At 43.8% G+C, this 20,569-nt stretch carries 21 protein-coding genes; 15 read left to right on the forward strand and 6 right to left on the reverse strand.

Annotation, left to right across the window (positions count from 1 at the left end):
* Window positions 1-6 precede the first annotated feature (6 nt).
* Window positions 7-1,131: a mandelate racemase/muconate lactonizing enzyme family protein gene (locus VCHENC03_RS20975; RefSeq protein ID WP_009696264.1), complete on the forward strand. Its 1,125-nt coding sequence runs from the start codon at window positions 7-9 to the stop codon at window positions 1,129-1,131.
* A 188-nt stretch (window positions 1,132-1,319) separates the two neighbouring features.
* Window positions 1,320-2,924, forward strand: coding sequence for a BCCT family transporter (locus VCHENC03_RS20970; protein ID WP_009704805.1), 1,605 nt, complete (start codon window positions 1,320-1,322; stop codon window positions 2,922-2,924).
* A 100-nt stretch (window positions 2,925-3,024) separates the two neighbouring features.
* Here the strand turns inward: VCHENC03_RS20970 and VCHENC03_RS20965 are convergent, their stop codons facing one another.
* On the reverse strand, window positions 3,025-4,260 hold the full coding sequence (locus VCHENC03_RS20965) for a hypothetical protein (RefSeq protein ID WP_009704806.1): 1,236 nt from the start codon (window positions 4,258-4,260) through the stop codon (window positions 3,025-3,027).
* 226 nt (window positions 4,261-4,486) lie between these two features.
* Entirely contained in the window at window positions 4,487-5,674 is a 1,188-nt protein-coding gene (locus VCHENC03_RS20960; protein WP_009704807.1) for a hypothetical protein, read from the reverse strand.
* 228 nt (window positions 5,675-5,902) lie between these two features.
* Here VCHENC03_RS20960 and VCHENC03_RS28205 point away from each other — a divergent pair, with 228 nt between their 5' ends.
* The 8 genes from VCHENC03_RS28205 to VCHENC03_RS20925 all read left to right on the forward strand — a co-directional run bounded on the left by VCHENC03_RS28205 (window position 5,903) and on the right by VCHENC03_RS20925 (window position 12,915).
* Window positions 5,903-6,154: a helix-turn-helix domain-containing protein gene (locus VCHENC03_RS28205; protein WP_080773153.1), complete on the forward strand. Its 252-nt coding sequence runs from the start codon at window positions 5,903-5,905 to the stop codon at window positions 6,152-6,154.
* Between the two features lie 104 nt (window positions 6,155-6,258).
* Window positions 6,259-6,972 carry a response regulator transcription factor gene (locus tag VCHENC03_RS20955; protein ID WP_009704808.1) on the forward strand — a complete coding sequence of 238 codons (714 nt, stop codon included), beginning with the start codon at window positions 6,259-6,261 and terminating at the stop codon, window positions 6,970-6,972.
* On the forward strand, window positions 6,972-8,258 hold the full coding sequence (locus VCHENC03_RS20950) for an ATP-binding protein (RefSeq protein ID WP_009704809.1): 1,287 nt from the start codon (window positions 6,972-6,974) through the stop codon (window positions 8,256-8,258). The genes VCHENC03_RS20955 and VCHENC03_RS20950 overlap by 1 nt, the downstream gene beginning before the upstream one ends.
* A gap of 134 nt (window positions 8,259-8,392) precedes the next feature.
* Window positions 8,393-8,785: a glycine zipper family protein gene (locus VCHENC03_RS20945; RefSeq protein ID WP_009704810.1), complete on the forward strand. Its 393-nt coding sequence runs from the start codon at window positions 8,393-8,395 to the stop codon at window positions 8,783-8,785.
* A 179-nt stretch (window positions 8,786-8,964) separates the two neighbouring features.
* Entirely contained in the window at window positions 8,965-9,321 is a 357-nt protein-coding gene (locus tag VCHENC03_RS20940; protein WP_032802115.1) for a diacylglycerol kinase, read from the forward strand.
* A gap of 21 nt (window positions 9,322-9,342) precedes the next feature.
* Entirely contained in the window at window positions 9,343-10,995 is a 1,653-nt protein-coding gene (locus VCHENC03_RS20935; protein ID WP_009704812.1) for a phosphoethanolamine transferase, read from the forward strand.
* Between the two features lie 117 nt (window positions 10,996-11,112).
* Window positions 11,113-11,829, forward strand: a complete 717-nt coding sequence (locus VCHENC03_RS20930; RefSeq protein WP_009704813.1) for a hypothetical protein — start codon at window positions 11,113-11,115, stop codon at window positions 11,827-11,829.
* Between the two features lie 153 nt (window positions 11,830-11,982).
* The gene (locus tag VCHENC03_RS20925) at window positions 11,983-12,915 is read left to right on the forward strand and encodes a Gfo/Idh/MocA family protein (RefSeq protein ID WP_009704814.1); all 933 of its coding nucleotides are present in this window, start codon (window positions 11,983-11,985) and stop codon (window positions 12,913-12,915) included.
* Here VCHENC03_RS20925 and VCHENC03_RS20920 read toward each other — a convergent pair whose 3' ends face one another.
* Window positions 12,916-13,839, reverse strand: coding sequence for a GlxA family transcriptional regulator (locus VCHENC03_RS20920; protein WP_032802117.1), 924 nt, complete (start codon window positions 13,837-13,839; stop codon window positions 12,916-12,918).
* Window positions 13,840-13,959: 120 nt separating this feature from the next.
* Here VCHENC03_RS20920 and VCHENC03_RS20915 point away from each other — a divergent pair, with 120 nt between their 5' ends.
* From VCHENC03_RS20915 to VCHENC03_RS20900, 5 genes are all read left to right on the forward strand, one after another.
* On the forward strand, window positions 13,960-14,478 hold the full coding sequence (locus VCHENC03_RS20915; RefSeq protein WP_009704816.1) for a cysteine hydrolase family protein: 519 nt from the start codon (window positions 13,960-13,962) through the stop codon (window positions 14,476-14,478).
* Between the two features lie 278 nt (window positions 14,479-14,756).
* Window positions 14,757-15,290, forward strand: coding sequence for a DUF3332 family protein (locus VCHENC03_RS20910; protein ID WP_009704817.1), 534 nt, complete (start codon window positions 14,757-14,759; stop codon window positions 15,288-15,290).
* A gap of 266 nt (window positions 15,291-15,556) precedes the next feature.
* Entirely contained in the window at window positions 15,557-15,709 is a 153-nt protein-coding gene (locus VCHENC03_RS27245; protein WP_005535284.1) for a hypothetical protein, read from the forward strand.
* A 12-nt stretch (window positions 15,710-15,721) separates the two neighbouring features.
* Window positions 15,722-16,936: an MFS transporter gene (locus VCHENC03_RS20905; RefSeq protein WP_020194086.1), complete on the forward strand. Its 1,215-nt coding sequence runs from the start codon at window positions 15,722-15,724 to the stop codon at window positions 16,934-16,936.
* Window positions 16,937-17,129: 193 nt separating this feature from the next.
* A complete protein-coding gene (locus VCHENC03_RS20900) occupies window positions 17,130-17,561 on the forward strand; it encodes a YccF domain-containing protein (RefSeq protein WP_009704819.1) in 432 nt (143 codons plus the stop codon).
* 113 nt (window positions 17,562-17,674) lie between these two features.
* On the opposite strand, the gene VCHENC03_RS20895 is transcribed toward VCHENC03_RS20900, so the two are convergent.
* The 3 genes from VCHENC03_RS20895 to VCHENC03_RS20885 all read right to left on the reverse strand — a co-directional run bounded on the left by VCHENC03_RS20895 (window position 17,675) and on the right by VCHENC03_RS20885 (window position 20,199).
* Window positions 17,675-18,325 carry a hypothetical protein gene (locus VCHENC03_RS20895; protein WP_009704820.1) on the reverse strand — a complete coding sequence of 217 codons (651 nt, stop codon included), beginning with the start codon at window positions 18,323-18,325 and terminating at the stop codon, window positions 17,675-17,677.
* An 87-nt stretch (window positions 18,326-18,412) separates the two neighbouring features.
* Window positions 18,413-19,078: a zona pellucida protein alpha gene (locus VCHENC03_RS20890; RefSeq protein WP_009704821.1), complete on the reverse strand. Its 666-nt coding sequence runs from the start codon at window positions 19,076-19,078 to the stop codon at window positions 18,413-18,415.
* A gap of 179 nt (window positions 19,079-19,257) precedes the next feature.
* On the reverse strand, window positions 19,258-20,199 hold the full coding sequence (locus VCHENC03_RS20885) for a LysR family transcriptional regulator (protein WP_032802248.1): 942 nt from the start codon (window positions 20,197-20,199) through the stop codon (window positions 19,258-19,260).
* Window positions 20,200-20,569 lie beyond the last annotated feature (370 nt).

Below are 20,569 nucleotides of genomic sequence, written 5' to 3' on the forward strand. Positions count from 1 at the left end.
TGAAAAATGACCGATCTAAAAATTGAACGTGTAGAACTTTACGCTGTAGCAGACCGCGATGCAGCACCTGTACCATGGGCAGATAACCAAGAACCTTTGTTATACACCAATAACATCGTCCGTCTAATTTGTAACGATGGTACAGAGGGGTTAGGCGCAACAATCAGCTACACAGAGAACGATTTTGACCGCTGCATTATCGAATCTCAACGCACCATAGTTCCAGGTTTACTGGGTAAAAATCCATTGGCAACTCAAGAGCTCTACAACTGGTTAATGGCGCGTTGTACTTGGGGTGGTCTGCCGGCTAAAGCGCCAATTGATATTGCAGCATGGGACATCAAAGGCAAAAAAGCGGGCATGCCTCTTTACATGCTTTTAGGTGGCGCTCGAAACAAAATGTTGTCTTACGCATCGACGCCAATGTTCGACACCGTAGAAGAGTACTTCCCGTACCTAGACGACTGTATTGCACACGGCTTTAAAGCAATCAAGCTTCACTGCTACTGCGTGTACGAAAAGGACGTTGCCCTTGTTGACGCAGTTCAGGCTCGTTACGGCAAAACAGGCATTCGATTCATGCTTGATACGGCAACCTTCTACACGCCAGAACAAGCAATGGCAATGGCCAAACGCCTAGAACGCTACCACTGGGAATGGTTAGAAGCACCGGTTTCTGATTACGACTACAACACTTATAAACGCCTAGTTAAAAACACTGACCTTGAGATTTCTAGTCATGGTAACTGCTTGTTAACACTGCAAGAAGTGACCTATGCCTTATCACAAGAGATGTGGTCTGACATTCGCCAAGACGCGACGGTTTGCGGTGGTATTACACCTCTAAACAAATGCTTCCACATTGCAGAGGGCTTCTCTAAGAACCTAGAGATCCAATCAATGGGTTACACGCTAACGCAAGCCGCAAACCTGCACGTCGCTCTTGCGCACAACAACTGCAAATTCTTTGAACAGTTCTACCCTTACGAAGACTTTGAGCTAGCGTCGAAAACCGTTATCCGCACCGACAAAGAAGGTTATGTCCGTGCTCCTGAAGGCAATGGCTTAGGTGTTGAAATGGATTGGGACAAAGTGAAAGAAATGTCTGTGGCGTCGTACGTTTTCGAATAAACCGCATGCTTCATGACATAAACAATTAATACAGAGACAGCAAAAGACTGACATCCCTCTAACCCTACACTGTCTGCCTTTCTAATTACTCGTATGGGAACGGGAGAAAGGCAGACACCCTGAGTGTCAGTGACAATAAACAAGGCCGTCCGAGTATTCTCATTAATAGACAATATTGGAAAGTCACAATGAAATTGAATACTTCAGAAATCGACTGGAAACTTACTTTTGGCAGTTTTGGATTTGTACTGCTTCTAGGTATTCTTGCAGTGGTATACCCAGAAGCCGTAAAAAGCACCATGAGCGGCATGCTAGATTTTACCGTCATTAACTTCGGTTCTGGTTTCCTTTGGTACACACTTTTTGCAACAGGTGCCCTATTGTTCCTCGCCTTTTCTAAATATGGCGATATTCGTATGGGCGACACCAAACCTAAGTTTACGAAATTCCAACTGTTCGCAATGGCATTGTCTGCGGGCATGGGTGCAAGCACCATGTACTGGGGCTTTATTGAAGCGGTATACTACTTCATGGACCCTCAGTTCGGTATTACAGATAAAGCCATGGCAATGGAATACGCTACGGCTTACAACATGTTCCACTGGGGCGCAGCAGGCTGGTTTATCTACCTCATTGTAGCCATCCCATTCGCCGTCGTATTCTACCTAAAGAAAAGCCGTCGAATGAGCTTAAGTGGTGTCATTAACTCACTGTTTGACGACCGTTTACCGGTTTGGGCGCAAAAGTTTATTGACCTACTGTTTATTATCACAACGCTTGCTGCAACCGCATTAACATTAGGTTTGGGGATCCCGATGATTTCCTCTAACCTAGCGAGCTTAACGGGCATTCCAGACAATTTAATGTTGGGTATTGGCGTTATCCTTGGGTTGTCAGTGATCTTCTCTCTCAGCTCTTACATCGGCATTGAGAAAGGCATGGCCCGCCTATCTAGTGCAACCATTTATATCTGTGCAGCGTTTGTTGGTATCATCTTCATCATCGGACCATCCGCTCTGATCATAAACAACTTAACCAATGGCATTGGTATCATGTTGACTGAATACATCCGCATGAGCACCAACACAGATCCATATGGCACAACGTTGTTCCCTCAATACTGGACGGTATTCTTCCTAGCGAACTGGATTTCTTACTCACCGGGTGTAGGTGTCTTCATCACTAAGATCATCCAAGGTCAGAAGCTAAAAGACGTGGTTCTCATCCTCGTGATTGGCGGCACAATGGGCTCTGCGGTTATCTTCGGTGTATGTGGCACCTTCTCAATGGATCTTGTAAACAACGGCGTCGTTGATGGTGTCAAACTGATTGGTGAAGGTCAGCCAACTGAGTTGGTGAAGCAAGTATTTGATTCTACCTCTATCCCGATGTTGCTTACTGCTATCTACCTAGTCACGATGATTCTGTTTACAGTAACAACACTAGATGGCACCTCGTATTCACTAGCAGGCATCGCGACTAAGCAGCTAGATGAAGAAGCAAACGTAAACCCGATGTTCCGCCTATTCTGGTGTTTGTTGCTAACAGCGTTGCCAATCATCTTCTTGCTGATTAATGCAGACTTAAACATCCTTAAAGCATTCCCTGTACTGATCATCGTATTGATCATACCAGTGTTCTTCATCGCGGCGGTTAAAACCCTCCAATACCTTAAACAAAACTACGGACAAATTATGGGGCATCAACGCCAACAAGATGAAATCCTTGCCAAGGAAGTACAACAAGAACAAACCGAGGTTACCAACCAACAACCTGCTCCACAGGCTAGTTAGTCACCTTTAGGCAATTAAAAAGCTCCGAGTAATCTCGGAGCTTTTTTGTTTTGACTGATCCGTCCTGAAATGTGTTTTCACATTGTGTGGCGAATTACAACTACTTCACCCAGATCCTAGCCGCTTTGTCATTGTAATGACTAGAAGAGTGCCAGATTCGAGTCCATCGGTAACATCCATAATAATGGTGTTTACCACGTTTTTTACCCAGTTTGATTTTGTAACCACGAGTCAATCGTGGTGATATTGTCATCGCAGAAAATGTGTAGATGTAATGATCACTCAAGTCGTACACAGCTTTCTTTGGTGCAACGCATAAACGCTTACCTGTAAAGTCATCATTTTCGTAAAAACAGGCAAGACTATCATCAGGTTCGATCAGTATCATTGATGTCTTATCATTCAGATACTTAACGAACTTTTCATCCTTGTAATAAGTCCTATATTTAGTTTTTCGACCAAATTCATAGTCAGAAACTAAAGTCACACGATACCCATTACGAATAGTGAAAGATGACGTGATGTCGTTAAAGTCAGCTGGAAGCTTTAAAGGTTTGTTTATGTCCTTAGTGGAATAGCACAAGCTGCGACCATTGTAATGAGCATGCTCGTAAAGACATAAGGCTGTTTCACCTACCCCATCATCAACTTGATACGAAGGAGAACAATCACTTACAACAGTCGGATTACCAATTGAAAAACCACCCATAGCGCAAGCTTTAATAGTGCTTGTTTCGTTAGTAACAGCTTTGCCTATCAATGTTTGTTCATCGACAAAATAACTGATCGTATTGTCTAGTACACGTTCATTTTGATCCAAGTGCTCTTGGTAGATGAACGAAAACACTCCCGCCCCATCAATAGACTGAGAGTAGGACTCTGGTTGTACACCCACCATAAGGTTATCACTGTCAACAAAATCGATCTCAATACCGCCTGTATTCTCAATGATTTGTCTAGTGCTTACAGGACTGCTCACATACTCAGAACACTGAACCTTCAAGTTGTTATCAATACAAAATCGTACTTTATTTGTTTCAATAGTGTTACTGGTTAAGTAGACTTTGCTACTCAGTTTGACACCATTCTCAGCTTGCCAGTAAATGTCTTGAGGGTTCCCTTGTTTATCAAAGTTCGTCGCCAACTCACCATCAACATAGGAAAAAAGAACATACTGCCCAGATGTACCCATGCTTTGCCGCGTTATAGAGAAGCTTTCGGAGACTATTTCTAGACTACCTAAATTGTCTAGCGCTGATGCTGACGTACCGGATAGCGCTTTCTGGGGTATTATTCCCACTAATATATAAAACAAAATAAATGAAAATTTTTTCATAATACCTTCCGTTTGTTCGTTACCTTATTTCATTAAGTAAGAGACTTTTAAATCTTCCGATGAGTTATAATTAAGAAGCTCAGTCACCTATGTTCAATGAAACAAATTTAAATTGGTTAGCAAGAATGTAAAAAGTAAAATATCTCGCTAACCAACACTTATTAAATAGAACAAACTATTGCTAGCATTTGTTGTAAAAATAAAGCAATAGTGCTAACAATAAATATTAATCCGTATTTTTCTTACAGATATAATATCCCTTATAGAAAGAGCGAGGTGCTTTTTGAACGGAAAGATCATCACTTAACATAGTGACTTCTCCCCACCCACCAGTGACAGCGAAACCGGATTCGATGTGATTGCTTGACCAGTACCCTGTTTCTCCAGGCCAAGTCGCATCAATCTCATCCATATCTTCATTGACGAGGGTTTGCATATCGGCAGCAGAAAGCGCACTTATCTTGCCACCTAGTGCTTTACAATATGAATTTAGAAGATGCTCATCTCCCTCAAAAGACGGGGCTGCTGTGTAAGTTTTTTTCGCAGTTTTATCTGCATTCCAAACATCCTCTTCATGTTTGAACGATGTCGAAGGGAAAAGAACATCAAATTGTTGTTTAGTAGGTGGGCGGCAGTAAGGATCACAATCAGATTCCGCAACAATCCTAGTAGTACACGCATTCCAAGTTGTACTACCTACATCAAAGTAAACCTCCTCACATATCTCTACTACATTTACTTCAGCCAAATTAAGGCTCTTCAATTCGTAATATGCTTGAACGTCTACCTTTTTCCCACTTAGATCCGGAGTATTGGTGCCCTCACTTACCTGAGTTGCTATGACTTTTTTATCAACTTTATCTTGTATCAGACTCAACCATAAGCCAACACCAACTTTGGAGCCTTCTTCGTCATCCCCTGTAGGTCCGATATATGAAAAATCCACTGTAATGCCGATATCGCTATCTGCACTCAGTACAACATTATCTTGAACTGTTTGACTCACAGACCACCAGTCTCGATAATCAACAAGATCATTAGCAGTTCTTAACCGATCAGGAAAGTTCACATAAACGGAAGCAGAACACGATGAGTCTAAACACAGAGATATGCTTCTCCCTGCATCAGCTTGCTTCGGAGTATACAAGATACCATTCATCAATCGTTCTTTACTTGTAGCGTCAATCCAATAGTAATTGTTCCTCTCACCCGTTGCAGAGTAAAGGTTCAATCCCATGCTTCCATTAACGCTTCCTGTAATACTTTGTCCAACGTTAACAACTCCACTTTGATGCAAAGTCGGTATTTCAATCTTTTCAACTGACGCATTACTTTTCAGTGGTAAAAAAGAGGCCAAGAATAAAACTGGGACACTATACTTATGTATAAATTTTTCTCTAAATAAAAAATGCATTTACTAAATCTCATGTAAACCAATGGAAAAAGTAAATATTCATCATCGCTTTATAATTTAAAAGTCCCCACTTCATAATTCTTCTTATACTATTTGATAAGAGAGCTAATTATTTTTAGTTTTATGTCATTCATTCACACAATAGCTTGTCATAAATTACATATAAATGGACGAAAATCTCAGTACCATTTTTACTAATTGCATTAAATACTTTCTGATCACAATCCCATGCAGTCTAATAACGTAAATGAGCTTCCCTCTTCAAGTGATCTTCCATCAAGCTCAACTTGCCAACTGATCAACGAACTAAGAAGTAAAAGAAATAGAATTAATATGAGCCAAGAAGACTTAGCGTCATTTTGTGATACATCAGCGAGCCATATCAGCAAGATCGAAAACCTCAGAGTTGTTCCTAGGCTAGATACGTTTTTGAGAATGTGTTTAGCCTTAAACGTAGAATTCACCATACTAACAAGGTAAAAAGCCTTTTAGGGTAACCATTCATCAATGCAAATGCGTTTATTGAAATCCCTGACAAATTTGTTTAAGTTTCAGGGATAATTCCTACAAGATGCATCACTGCTATGAACGTACAAGACACTAAGCAATCACTTATCATCGTGGAAGACGATCCCAAACTGCAGGCTATGCTAAGCGAATACTTTGAAGGACAAGGCTTTGAAGTTAGTTGCATAGACAATGGAACGGACGCTCCGGATGCGATTCTTGAAAGCCAGCCAGATCTCGTTCTTTTAGATTTGATGTTACCGGGGCAAGATGGATTAAGTGTTTGCCGTCAGATCCGTGAATGTTACAAAGGCAAAGTGCTGATGCTTACTGCCAGTGATGATGATTTTGACCATGTTGCTGCGCTTGAAATTGGTGCCGATGATTTTGTGACTAAGCCGATCAAGCCACGTGTTCTGCTCGCTCGTATTCGAATGCTATTACGCCGTAAAGAAGCATCAACAACAGATTCAGACACATGTTTAGAAGTTGGCGTCCTGTGCCTTAATCGTCTGCGTAAAACGTGCGCTCTAAACCAAGAGCCCATTCCTCTCACCGACGGTGAATTTGATCTCCTTTGGGTACTCGCAAGCCATCCTGAACAAACCCTTTCTCGCGAGTGGCTCACCAAAACATTACGTGGCATCGAATACGACGGCACCGACCGCACCATTGATAACCGTGTCGTGACACTGCGTAAAAAGTTAGGCGACAGCACTACACCACCACAGAAAATCATTACTGTGCGCGGTAAAGGTTACTTGTTTATGCCCGATGCTTGGAATGCGTAATGAAACGTATTTATCTGGAAAGCTTTTTAGGTCTGATCATCCTATTTGTAGCCAGTCTTGTTGGCTACGAAGTCATTGTTTATCAGCTTAATACGGACTACGACTACCTACTAGAAGAGCATGAAGCTCAAGCTTTCCATGAGCTGATCTATCCGATGTATCAAGAAAAAGGCGAGGAATACACCGTTCAGCAATTAGAGAAATTCGCAACATCGAGTCACATGTTGTTAATTGCTCAGGAAATGACGAATCTTCCTCCTGAGGTGCAAAAAGCATTCGATGAAGATCCATCCGTTAATACAGCGTTTGATGATGAGCGAGACTTGTGGTTTCGCTTTGAACCCGGCTCCCCTATCTTCAAGTTAACCCAAAACCCTAACAGCCCTATCATTCAAGCCATCAATTTTGACGACAACATCGTTTGGCTGTTTTTCCTTGCTGGTTTTGCGCTGTATTGTGTCTTGCTGATTTGGTTCTTAAGTCGACGAGTTCGCGCTTTAGAGAAGGTTACCGTTGATTTTGCCTCTGGAGATTTCAACGCCAGAGCGGACACCTCCAGTGCCAAATCCGTCGGTACGTTAAATAGAAGCTTCAACCATATGGCTGATAAGGTATCTCGACTCATCACCACCAATAAAATGCTCACCAATGCGGTAGCGCATGAGCTTCGTACTCCGATCTTTCGTCTGCAATGGCAAGCCGATCTACTGGCCGACGCCGCTTTAAATGAACAACAACAGAAGTACGTCGACAGCATCGTAGAAGATATCGACGACATGGAAAATATGGTGGAAGAACTGCTCTACTACGCCAAAATGGAGCGACCAAATGCCGAGATTCAAACTTCTTCTGTCGCCTTATCAAGCTTTGCTCAATCGTTTTTACCCAAGTGGCAACGTGACACCCAACTTTCCATCTTGATTGACGACACGAGCTCACAACAGGCGATCATTGATGCCGATCCGAAACTGCTAAAACGTGCCTTAGATAACCTACTTCGCAATGCAATGCGTTATGCACAAACCCAAATCGTGCTAGAGATTATGGAGACACCGGAGAAATCTTGTATGCGTGTGCATGACGATGGCTGTGGTGTGGAAGAGAAAGATTGGCCTCATCTGTTTGATGCGTTTTACAGCGCTGATAAATCGCGTAACAAGAGCACTAGCGGGTTCGGTTTGGGGCTTGCCATCGTCAAACAGATCGTTGAATTGCAGAACGGCGAAGTCTATGTCTCACACAGTCCGTACGGCGGTGCGTGTTTTACAATCTGCTTTCCCAAGTAAATTCATAAACTTATCAATACTCCCTTAAACGCCATTACAAAAGGCGACACTTCAATACAATTGGCCGACAGAGCACCACAATAAAACAGTGTACATTTTAATCCATAAATTCACGGCAATAATGGATCAACGCAATGTATAAACCTCTTCTTCTCGTCACCCTTTCTTCCACACTTGCTGCTTGTGCTTACAACCAAGAACCAGTTGTCGATATGACCAATGTTGACCAAGCCCAATACGAGCAAGACTTCACGTATTGCCAAGGTTACGCAGAAAAAGTGGATAAAGGCGAAGCCGCTAAAACTGAAGCACAAAATGGTGCCGTTACGGGTGCGTTGATCGGTGCCGTTGCAGGTGCATTAGAAAATGGCATTGGCGGCGCTGCTGTGGGCGCGGTGGCAGGCACTGCTGTTGGTGCAGGTGCTGGGGCTGTTGGTGGTGCTAACGATTCAACCAAAACTCAATCCTTAGTTCTGCGGAAATGCCTAGCGAACAAAGGCTATACCGTATACGACCTTGATTCATAACGTATAAATTCGCATCAATTACACAAAATTTTGCGTTGAGCGACGTTAATTTCACAAATATTTCACGCTCGACCTATTAGTTTCATGTTTTCCAATTCGATGCACTTCTGTCATCAGGGGAGGCTTTATCCCTCAAAGCGCCCCTCTTTTTTAGGGCTTAGCAGTTAAAAGGCCACATTTTGAAACCAGGTAAAACAGGCATTCGCCGGATATTGGACGCAACCGGCTATTCACTTCAAGGATTGAAAGCAGCGTGGACTCATGAAGCCGCTTTCAGACAAGAACTGATACTTACACTTGTCCTTTCTGTTTGCGCATTCTTACTTCCTGTCACCACCTTAGAACGCATCATGATGATCAGCAGCCTTCTGTTGGTCGTGATTGTTGAATTGATTAATTCCGCCATCGAAGCGGTTGTCGATCGTGTCAGCGATGACTGGCATGAACTCAGTGGAAGAGCCAAAGACATTGGCTCAGCAGCAGTATTTGTTGCACTTTTTCTCGCCCTATTTGTTTGGGCGTCGATTTTACTTTAGTCACATCGAAGCACGTCAATTATGAAGACAATTGAACTCCCAACGAAAGGTATCTCCTACATTACCTTTACGCTTTTATTAGCCTTGTATTTCGCTCTTGTAGTCAATATCCCCATCTACAAAGAGTTGGTTCATATCTTTGCGGATCTCGACCAGGTTAAGATCGGTTTCATCATTACGATTCCAATCTTCTTTTTTGCGGCGTTGAATTTCCTATTTAACCTGTTCAGTTGGCCTTGGATCAGCAAGCCTTTCTTCATCTTATTGCTGATCACATCGGGCATGGTGAGTTACGCAAGCTACAACTACGGCACCTTGTTCGATACGGACATGATCACCAACATCGTTGAGACAGATACCAGTGAAGCCAGCTCATACTTGAGTGCCTACTCACTTATCTGGACACTATTGATGGGAGTTCTCCCTGCCCTAGTCGTCTTCAAGATTAAGTTTAAGCCTCTTGAAGGCAAATGGCTTCGCTTCACGTTGACCAAAATCGTCTCAATGCTGGCTTCGTTGGCAGTTATCGCCGTGATTGCAGGCATGTATTACCAAGACTATGCGTCAGTTGGTCGTAACAACAGTTACCTAAAGAAAGTCATCATTCCGACTCAATACGTGTACGCGATCTCTAGCTATGTAAAAGAAAACTACTTAACCACGCCAGAACCCTACCGTGAGATTGGTACGGATGCGAAACAATCCCAACTTGCACTAGAGCAAGCAAAAGAGAAGCCGACGCTGCTTGTCTTTGTATTAGGTGAAACGGCACGAACTCAGAATTATCAAATCAACGGCTATGAACGAGAGACTAACCCATACACCAGTAAGTTAGACGTCATCTCGTTCCAAGACGTTTCTTCCTGTGGTACCGCAACGGCTGTCTCTGTGCCTTGTATGTTCTCTCAATTACCACGCCACGACTTCGATCGCAGTAAAGCAGACAACCAAGATAACGCATTGGACATCATGCAGCGTGCTGGCATTGACTTGATGTGGAAAGACAACGACGGTGGCGACAAGGGCGTCGCTCATAAGATCAATAAGATGGATGTCGCACGCGGCAAACAAAACACGCTTTGCAACGGCAATACCTGCTACGACATGGCGCTGCTAGACAATTTGGACGACCAAATCGCGAGCATGAAAGGTAACCGAGTTGTTGCGCTTCACCTGATTGGCAGCCATGGTCCGACTTATTTCCAGCGCTACCCGAAAGACAAAGCGTTTTTCCAACCAGACTGCCCTCGCGCAGATATTGAAAACTGCAGCGTGGAACAAATTGTTAACTCTTACGACAACACGATCCGCTACACAGACTTCGTGTTGGATCAAACCATTGCGAAACTGAAAACGTTGGAAGATAAATACAACACGGCGATGATCTACGTCTCTGATCACGGCGAGTCTCTGGGCGAAAACGGATTGTTCTTACATGGCATGCCTTATGGTTTGGCACCGGACTTCCAAAAGCGTGTTCCTATGATGCTTTGGATGTCACCGGGCTTTAAACAAGCCAAACATGTCAACACCGATTGTTTAGCACGAGAAGCACAACAAACGGCAACGCACTCACACGATAATGTCTTCCATTCATTGTTGGGCATTATGGATGTGGAAACCAATGCCTACGACGGCGCTTTAGATATCTTTAAGACTTGTCGTCAAAGCTAATAATCATATTCATAACCAAAAGGAGGGGGATATTTACCCTCTCCTACTTCGAACCATAAGCATTCAAATCAACATCTATGGCTAGGTGGAAAATTTCATGCAATACAAGGTTCTATAATGAAAAAACAAACACTCATCGCAATCTCAATCACAACCGCCGTTCTTTCAGGTTGTGGTACTGACAATCAACCATCGCTCACCCCAGACCCGATTCAAGCCGTTCATGTTCAAACCGTTAATCTTGTCGACTTTGGGAAAAACCAATATTCAGATGTGCAGTTAAAAGCTTACGAGAATGGAAAAGAGCAGCTCATGTATTCTGACATCATTCAATATGGAGCTTCCTCATCAAGCCTTTTGATTGCTCAACAGAAAAGCCACACCATTCCTTATACCTTCAAACTTTTTGATACCAACTCACAAAATGAGTTAGCCCAAAAGAAACTCACTTTAAACTCGGGTGACCACAAGATCGTGTTCGCTTTCGGTGACGTAGATAAGGGCTATTACGAACTGTCGGTTCAAAACAAACCTAATATTTCCAGTGCCTCCTCAGACGAAGTTCCAATCTATATTTTAGACTCAAGCGACGTGACAAAAGGTTCCCAAATAAGCGTCACGGTCGAAGGGAAAACGATCGATAATCTTCCAAGCAAAACGCTCTCTAGAGCATTGAATGTACCTAAAAACCAGCAAGAGATGACGGCAACATTTACTCACAATGGCATCAGTAAAACTTGTAAATTTAGCACCAAAGACACACCCCAAATGGTTATTCTTGGCCCTTACAACCGATGCTATGGCTTGAGCTTCCTAACATCGTTTGCGGATTAATACGTTACCTGCATATTAAGAAGATACCTGCGTATTACGGTACGCAGGGTTCATTCATTAATACAGAATTATCGATAACCTGCTCATAAACGAGGAGCCAAATTCAAGTTATACTCTTTTCCTGCAAATAGAACGTCGAAAGAAGAACTCAAAATGAAAATTGGCATCATTGGCTTGGGCGACATTGCTCAAAAAGCTTACCTTCCTGTTATCACTCAGCTTCCAAATGTTGAGTTGGTATTTTGTACCCGCAATGCAAACGCACTCAACGCGCTCGCTCAACAGTATCGAATCGCAGAAACCTGCCAAGACTATCAACAATTGGTTGGCATGGGCGTAGATGCGGTCATGATTCACGCCGCTACCAGCGTCCACCCTCAAATCGCGTCTTTCTTTTTAGAACAAGGCATCCCGACATTTGTTGATAAGCCTTTGGCAGACAGCGCTGCTGAAGTAGAAAAGCTATATGAACTGGCAGAACGCGTGAAACAGCCTCTGTATGTTGGCTTCAATCGCCGTCATATTCCGCTCTACAATCAACATATGCCGAACATCCAGAAAGGCGAACTTTCAGGCTTGAAATCTCTGCGTTGGGAGAAAAACCGTCATCAATTACCGGGGGATATCCGTACCTTCATTTTTGATGATTTTATCCATCCTCTTGATAGCGTGAACATCACGGCCAGAGCAGATCTGAAAGACGCTTACATTACACATCAAATGGATGGTGACCAACTGGCTCGTTTAGATATCCAATGGCAGCATGGTGAGACACAACTTCATGCATCCATGAACCGCCATTTTGGAATCACCACTGAACGTGTCCAAGCGTGCTATTCAAACAAAGCAATGGAGTTTGATTCGTTTGTTGAAGGGAAACTGTGGCAAGACAATCAAGAGCAGAAGTTGAGCTTAAAAGATTGGACGCCAATGCTGACCAGTAAAGGCTTTCACTCTATGCTGTTGGATTGGTTTGAAGTCATCCAGTCAGGCAAAATCTCTTCTGCAATCGTAGCGCGCAATATCGCTAGCCACCAACTTGCCGAAGCGATTTGTCAGCACATTGAACAGTCAGTGCGTCGATAATTAAGCACTAAAACGAGCGCGGAACGCTTTGGGAGCCAATCCCATGGTTTTAATGAACACTTTGCGAAACGCGCTCGCGTCTTGATACCCAACTTGATAAGCGATAACTTCAAAAGCTAAGTTGCTCGACTCTAATAAATCACACGCCTTTTGCACACGAAGATGCTGCAGATACTGATTCAAGTTCAAACCTGTCGCTTTTTGAAAACGTCTCTGAAGCGTGCGTTCTGTTAAACAACTGATCTCCGATAGAGCTTGGTTTGAAATCACATGTGAGAAATGATCAGCCATGTAGTGCTGGGCACTAAGAACGGCACTATCACCATGCTGAAAGTTAGGCGTGAATTGCTGATAAAAACGCTGCTCTCTGGCACCAGTATCGACCACCAACATCTTTCCCAACAAACGCATCACGGCAGATGTACTTAGCTGAGAAACCAGCTCCAACCCCAAATCAAGCCAAGACATCATGCCACCAGCGGTAATGATGCTGCCCTCATTGATAAGGATGGACTCGGGCTTAAGCGTCACGTTAGGAAACCTATCTCGGAATAACCCTGCCAAGCCCCAGTGTGTCGTGCACGCTTTGTTATTCAACAAATCAGCGTGAGCGAGAACAAACGCCCCTGCACATGCAGACGCCACCACCGCACCAGCTTTGTGCTGCTCAAACAACCAAGACGTTAACGCCTCACTTGGTGAAAGGTAATATTGCTGCGCACCGCTTGGCGGCAGTATGACGACCGTAAAATCATCGGCTTGAGTAACGCCTTCTTTCCAATCAATGATGTCGGCATGAAAGCGGCATTCAACATCCAGCTCAATCGAAGCACGGTTTGCCATCTCAAACAGCTCCTGCAAACCATAGACTGACGCTTTTGAAGCCCCCGGATAGTTCACAATAGCAATGTTTATCTTTTTCATTTGAAATGTCGTTTTTGACCTATTTTTTGTCATTTTAGACACTGAGCAAGATAAAAGAAAGCACGCATAATAGCTCCCATACCAAAGCAACACATTCACTTGAAACAAAAGGAAAACACCATGAGCAAAGCAGCACTTCTTGTTATCGATCTACAAAACGACTACTTCCCTAACGGTAAATTCCCTCTATGGAATACAGAAGCAACACTAAACAACATCAAGAGCGCCATTGCTAAAGCGAATGAGAAAAATATTCCTGTCATTCATATTCAGCACATCGCCGACCCAGCAATGGGCATTGCGCCTTTCTTTAACGAAGGTTCTGAAGGCGCAGACATTCACCCTGAGATCTTAGCGCTAGCGCCAAATGCTGATGTGGTTATCAAACACTTTGCAGACGGCTTTGAACAAACAACCCTTGAAGAAGTACTGCAAAGACACGGGGTAACAGAGCTATTAGTAACTGGCATGATGACGCAAAACTGTGTCACTCATACTGCGATTTCTAAAGCGGCAGAAAAATACGAGGTATCGATTCTTATGGACTGCTGTACAACGGTCGATGAAATGATCCACAACATCGCACTGCACGCTGTATCAACTCGCGTCCCACTAGTAACGGCAGAACAAAAACTTTAAAAATACAGCAAAAAACCAAACAAGTAGATGTAATAAAAACACGGCATATCTGTCGTGTTTTTTAGTTTCTACCCATCCCTAAAGAACTGATAACCGTTAAGGCTCATAACACTCATTGATGACTTCAACTTAACCAATCATTAATAAAATCAGTTAGAAAGATAACCACCACCCTTACCAATCTAATTCAATCCTTGGCGTAAAATGGTAACTATTCTTGCTAATTTTCATCCAGAATCTGCGCCGTCTTTTGTTCTATTTACGATTCTGGAAATAACATGAAAAAACTTGCTATTAAAGTAATTGGCTTCTCTCTTATCGCTGTTTCACTGTCAGGTTGCGTTGGCAGCAACGCTGTAACCGGAAAACTAATGAAGTTTAACGTTGAAGTTGTTGATAACCGCTATGCTCGCGCTGGTGTGAACTTTTTACTCGCTCCTGTTTATGGTATTACGACTGCTGCAGATTATGTGGTTTTCAACTCTCTTGAATTCTGGACAGGCAAGAACCCTATTACAGGTGCGCCACACATTTTCGATAGCAAAACGAAAACTCACATCAACGTGAACGATGATCTAAGCCCAGAGCTACAAGATGCTCCTATCGACCCATTGAGCAACAATAGAGAAATTGAGTCCGGTGAAATGTATCAGGTTGACGAAAATACCATTCAAATGCACATCGTTTACGACAATGGCACAAAGGCGACGTTAACAGGAATCAAAGACGGAGAAGAAGTGCGCTACTACATGGATGGAGAATTGGTTTCTGAAACCTCCATTTCGGCTCTAGAGTCTTTTCAAAACAGCTAAAAAGATTTGAAACCAAGTAAACAAGATCAAGCTCATGCCCAGACAGCATGAGCTTTTGTCGTTTTTAGAATCAAGTTTAGAACGAATACCCACCGCTTTTTATCTTGGTCTGCCTACCTGATAAACACATGCATAAAACGCATACCTTACTTCACTTTTTATCATTTGTGTCATCACAGACTTATCTCTACACTTCGCGCTCTTTTTTCTACTTGAGCGCACAATGCATGCTTTTTTCTCAAACCATTTTCGCTCAGGTGCTGAGAATGTCCGTCATGTTGGGCCTGTCGTTAATCATCGTCCATAACTCACCTAAGTTATTGGAAATATTAGCAGAGCAAGCCATCAACAGCGGTTGCCATCAGACCACTGGCGACGGCGAACACCAGGATCACTCTCATCACCACCATCATCATTAATAAGAGCAAATTATGAGTATTTTCCGATTTCCAATTCTTGTTTGGCTTGGAATAGGGATTTTGATTATCTGTCTAGGGATCAGACAATCGTTCGGCATTTTCATGATGCCAATTTCAGACCACTTCCAAACGGGCCGCGAGTTCTTTAGCTTTGCTATTGCCTTGCAAAACCTGTTGTTTGGTGTGTTCCAACCGTTTGTTGGTATGGCGTCAGACCGTTGGGGCGCGAAGCGTATAATCATTTTAGGTGCCATTTCTTACGCTTTGGGTCTTTACCTGACTTCTATCGCAGTTGAACCAACCATGATGTATTTGTCGCTGGGTGTGCTAGTTGGCTTCGGCTTAAGCGCGACCAGCTACGTGATCGTGCTAGGCGCAGTGGCGAAAGTGGTCCCTGCCCAACACGCAGCAAAAGCATTTGGTTTGACAACTGCTGCGGGCTCATTCGGCATGTTTGCGATGATCCCCGGCGCACAAGCGTTATTAAGTGACTTTGGTTGGCAAGGTGCGCTTCAGGTGTTTGCCGTGTTGTGTAGCTTTATGGTGATGTTTGCGTTGTTCATGAGAACAGCAAAACCACAAGCCAACAACGCAGCAAATGCTCAAGAAGATACGCAAACTCTGAAAGAAGCGTTAAAAGAAGCTTTCGCACACAAAGGTTACTGGTTGATCCACGCCGGTTTCTTCGTATGTGGCTTCCATGTCATGTTTATCGCCACTCATTTACCAAGTTACTTGGCAGATAAAGATTTACCGGCTTCGACAGCAGCGATGGCACTGGCGTATGTTGGCATCTTCAACATCTTTGGCTCTTACTTCTGGGGTGTGATGGCCGATCGCTTTAACAAGCGTCACGTTATGTCTGCGCTGTACTTAATGCGCACGGTGGTGATTGGTGCTTTTGTGACTTTACCTGTCACCGAACACACTGCAGCCATCTTTGGTGGTGCTATCGGCTTCTGTTGGTTAGGCACGGTGCCACTGACTTCCGGCTTAGTGCGCCAGATTTTTGGTGCTCGCTACCTTTCAACCTTGTACGGCTTGGTGTTCTTCACTCACCAAGTAGGCAGCTTCTTAGGTGCTTGGGTTGGTGGCCGCATTTACGATTACTACGGCTCTTACGATCCAATCTGGTGGTCAACAGTCGTGTTGGCATTTATCGCGGCTCTTATTCACCTGCCGATCAATGACAAACCGGTACCACGTTTGAACTTGGCGACCGCGTAATCTAAGAAGGCTCTTAACGTTATCGTTGAGAGCCTTTTCTCTTTTCTCCCCGCAACACGCTCTCTGTTTTCCCTCAATCGAATAGGCATTCTCATCAATGATTGCTTATTTAAGATAAAGTGCGTCCATTCATCCTCTGTTAAGATTCGTGTGACATACTTAACACAACGCTATAAATCAAAAAGGGTTTTAAATGAGAACACTCGGCAACATCATCTGGTTTGTATTCGGTGGCGTATTCATGGGTTTGCTATGGTGGTTCTTCGGACTACTGGCTTTCATCAGCATCATCGGCATTCCATGGGGACGCGCTTGTTTCGTGATGGGTAACTTCTCGTTCTTCCCATTCGGCAAAGAAGCGGTTTCACGAGATGAACTGACCAATGAAATGGACATCGGTACTAGCCCGCTTGGCGTGATTGGTAACGTGATTTGGTTTGTATTTGCAGGTATTTGGTTGGCAATCGGTCATATACTTTCTGCCGTAGCATGCTTCGTAACCATCATTGGTATTCCGTTCGCACTTCAACACCTGAAACTGGCGGTTATCTCTCTGGCTCCGATTGGTAAAACAGTCGTGACAACAGAAGAAGCGGCAATGGCTCGCTACAACATCAACCGTTAATTTTGTCGCCCTCTGAGCATCCTGCTTAGAGGGTTATTCCTGTCAAAAGTAAGCCCATAATTGCCACTGCATACTCAAGAATAATGGATTGAAAGTTCATACTCCCACCTTAGTTAAAAGTTAAAATTAATACCTAGTTCTACGCTGTTCTCTTCACTTATCTTGGTCGATCCTGGTGAAACTCGATGCTCACCAAATGTGTACTTCACATAAGGCTCTATCCATTTCGGTTTTAAAGTAATACGCACTTCGTGATTGGTTCGATGACCACCCTCTGTGAGTTTATTATCGTAGTTATAAGAATAACCAAGCCGGATAAAATCAATCGGTGTATAGCTTGCACCAACGGTGTTTTTCCACTCCCTTTCTGTCTTTTCCAATGATGGGAATGACTTACCAATTGAGCTGGTTCTCCACTCATGAGAACTGTTGGCGAAAACCATCCAATCATCCCCTAACGCGGTTCCGGTAAACACGCCCGCATCATAAACGTCGAACAGATCTGCGCGGCCATAGCTCACAAATGCTTCGGTGTAGAATTGCCCGAGCATAACGCCATATCCCGTCCCCAATTCTAAATACCCCGTAGAATCGACCTCAGCAGAAATGTTCCACTCTTCTGTTGCTTGTAAGTACCCTGAGGCAGTCACAATCCATTCATCATCTGTATTGGACACATCTAAACCAAAATCTGGCATTTTGTGGTCAGCAGAAAAACACGGCACGGCAAACAGCGCGCAAAGCAGCGTCAGAGATTTATTCATTGGGATACCTATCAGAAAGACTCGAAAAGAAAAAAGGAGCCACTTAAATCAAGCGGCTCCTTGCTACTTACCCTTATGCGATTTGGTTTACGAGCGCTCAACGCGGTCGCGAATCGCTCTTTTTATTTCCTGACGTTGCTCTTGTGATAGGGATTGAACCTTTTGTTTCAATTCTGCGCGCTGTTCCGGCGTTAAGCTCTTCGCCGATGCTTCCATTGCAGGCTCAGGCGTCGCCTCAATAGGGTTTTCAGGCGTGATCTCAATTGGATTCACTGGACCGTCCGCGATTGGATGCTCTGGAATCGGCTCCATCGGGTTAGAAGGTGAACCAGCGATAGGATGTTCTGGTGTTGGTTCAATTGGATGAACAGGGTTTAGTTTCGCTTCTTCTACGATAAGGCGACCATCTTCAACGCTTAAATGTACGAAGCCATCATCACTAACAAAGATAAGTTCGTTATTACGGACTTCAATGTGACCCACTACTTTGCCTGATGAATCTTTAACCACCTCGCCATCAGTGTAGTAAAGCTCACCACCGACGTTAAATACGGTGTTTCCTTCTTCGCCACGGATTGCAACTGTCGTAACCTCACCGTTATCACCCTGGATAGCCATGCCATCAAAATGCTCGCCATCAAAGGTTTGAACAGAAGCAACACCTACTGGTTCATTTGAGGAATCTGAACCTGATGAAGAACAGCCAGCTAGAAATGTCGCCGCGATGATTGCACTCAGTAATTTAACTTTCATGATTTACTCTCTTAATTTGTCGAAACTCAGGGATGCCTCTTGCAAGAAAAGTGGACTCCCTGCCCGATGAAGAGAAGTATATTGAGCAGTGTTTTATTACTCTAATCGCTAAAAAGAAACCCGCACTTAACGGCGGGTTATTAATAAACAAAGGTAGAGAGGGTGATAACCAAGGGTTATTATTGCTGTTGCGAGCGCTCCAGATGTTTGGTTATGACATCCGTGATGATGCTACGTAGCCAATGAACCATTTCATTACGGCGATTTTTATGGTGATAGTAAGCGTGCAAGCAAGGCTCAATCACGATACCGTCGAACTCGATATCCAATCTTCGTAATTGAGAGATCTTATCCACGTTCACCGTTTTTGAAGCGGGAAAAACCATGTCTGAGTTTGCCACCACGTCGATAATGGCCGACGGCAATTCAGATCGAAACGCGATTTTGGGCTCTACGCCTTTGATTTTCATTATCTTCTCAGAAAACGACACGCTGGAGTTCCAATCGGCCGCAATCACGGTCGCAAACTCTAAATCCCTGCAATCTGAGATTTGTAGTCGGTCACCGGGAAACGGATGATCTTTTCGCACGTACGCACAGAAGGTGTCTTTGACGATCATTTTCGTCAGTAGCTCTTTTGGAGCGTGGTTGATTTCGTAGTTCACACCAAGCGTAACATCGTCTTTGATGATTTCATCCATGGTGGATCGAGACCAATTCAGCAAGTGGATCTGAACGTTTGGCGCTGCTTGTCGAATCGCCTGACAGATTTCACTGGCGTAAGAACTCAAGATAAATGGTGCTAGCGCGATCTTGATGGTTCCGTTCATTTCTAATGGGTTAAATGCTTTAGAACCATTGAGCGTGATAGAGATTTCATCCAGTAACGGCGCGAGATTTTCCGCTAAATCATTCGCATACTCCGTAGCCCGCAACCCATGATGGGTTTTCACAAACAGCTCATCTTCAAAATGATCACGCAGCCGCTGCAATGCCTTACTCACGGCGGGTTGAGAAACAAACAAGCGCTCTGCCGCTCGGCGCATATTGCGCTCTTGGTGCAAAATGATGAATGTTCGGAGCAAATTCAGGTCGAGGTTTGAGAAGAGATCTTTGGCCATATTCCACGTCGATAATAACTTGAGGTTATTATTCAGCATAAGAACAGATTTGCGTACTTTCCAATCTTAACGCATGAATTCTTTGCGCTCGCTACGCTTCTATGACGGAAAAATAACAATGGCGGCGATCAAGTTGGCGTTTATAAAATTCGAAATACGCCGTTCCGATGAACACCCTGCTCTCAGTAAACGTTAATCTGCGGCATTCTTCGCTTACAACATTCATCAAGCTTATCATTTTACATGGCTTTGAAATAAGTCGTTTTGCTTATCCTAGTATCAGCTCGGATGCGGGCTTTTAGATAACTTCTTTGATGCAGGTGTGAGGATATCCAGTGTTGGTTTTTATGCGTTGATTCTCAAAAAGTAG

The organism is Vibrio sp. HENC-03 (assembly GCF_000305755.2).
Taxonomy (GTDB): Bacteria; Pseudomonadota; Gammaproteobacteria; order Enterobacterales; family Vibrionaceae; genus Vibrio; species Vibrio owensii.